This is a genomic window from Polaromonas sp. P1_E3 (genome assembly GCF_056405935.1).
Genome location: NZ_JBFUBD010000679.1, coordinates 1 through 1,006 on the forward strand (window position 1 = coordinate 1; position 1,006 = coordinate 1,006).

At 59.1% G+C, this 1,006-nt stretch carries 2 protein-coding genes; both read left to right on the forward strand.

The window, feature by feature from the left end; genetic code table 11:
* Window positions 1–512 (forward strand): surface lipoprotein assembly modifier (locus tag AC1D0Z_RS22730; protein ID WP_477660396.1); only part of this gene is annotated, 512 nt, incomplete at its 5' end.
* 18 nt (window positions 513–530) lie between these two features.
* Window positions 531–1,006, forward strand: a 476-nt coding sequence (locus tag AC1D0Z_RS22735) for a FecR family protein (RefSeq protein ID WP_477660397.1), incomplete at its 3' end; no start/stop codon positions are given.

A 1,006-nucleotide genomic window follows, 5' to 3' on the forward strand; every position in this document is an offset into this window, starting at 1 on the left:
AGCAAGGACTGGTCGGCGAATGGACATACCGCATCGACGGTTTCCGGCAGTGGACGACCTACCTCCAGTGGGGACAGCTGAGCTACCCGGGCCAATCGCTTCGCGATACGGACCGCACGGTACTGGGTACCTCCTATGCCCATGCGTTCCGTGACGGGCTGGTGGTCTTCGCGGGGGCTTATGCCGGCACTGAAAAAGAAAAAGCCAGCGGCGTTCCGCATCTCGGCCACAAACTGGTCGGCATTCGGTTGGGTGCCCAGAAACCCATCAGGGATGATCTCTCGTTTTTCGGCAATATCAGTTATGAAGACCGCAAGTACGGCGGTACCGATCCGCTGTTTCTCGTCACCCGTAACGACAAACAACTCAACCTGAATCTGGGTGTCAACTGGATACCCGCCAAGCTCTGGCGCGTAACGCCCCAGTTGTCGCTGACCTCCGTCAAGTCGAACATTGCCATTTCTGACTACAACCGCAGCCTTTTCTCCGTGACTGTGCGCAAAGACTTCTGATTGAACCAAGGAAATATCGTGAACCCATCCTTCAATCTTCAACATACGCTGCTGGCCGTAGCGCTGGCCGCTGCTTACCCTTTTTCTGCGCACGCCGTCGCCGCCGCGGGAGTAGCCCAGTTCACGACCGGCGAGGTCAGTTTGCGTCGCACGGATGGAAAAACTGACGCGCTGGTCAAAGGCAAGGACATCGAAAGCGGCCAGGCCATCCTTACCGGCCCCGACGGCCGCGCCCAGGTGAAGTTCTCCGATGGCGGTGTCGTTTCGCTGCAGCCGGGCACGGAATTCAAGGTCGCCAACTATGTTGACAAGGCTGACCCGAAGGAAGACCGCTTCCTGGTCGACCTGCTGCGCGGCAGCATGCGAGCCATCACCGGCTTGATCGGCAAGCGCAACCGTGAAAACTACCGTGTCACCACCACGACGGCCACCATTGGTATCCGCGGCTCTGGCTTCAACGCAGGGTACAACCCGGACGGCTCGCTGAGCGTGAC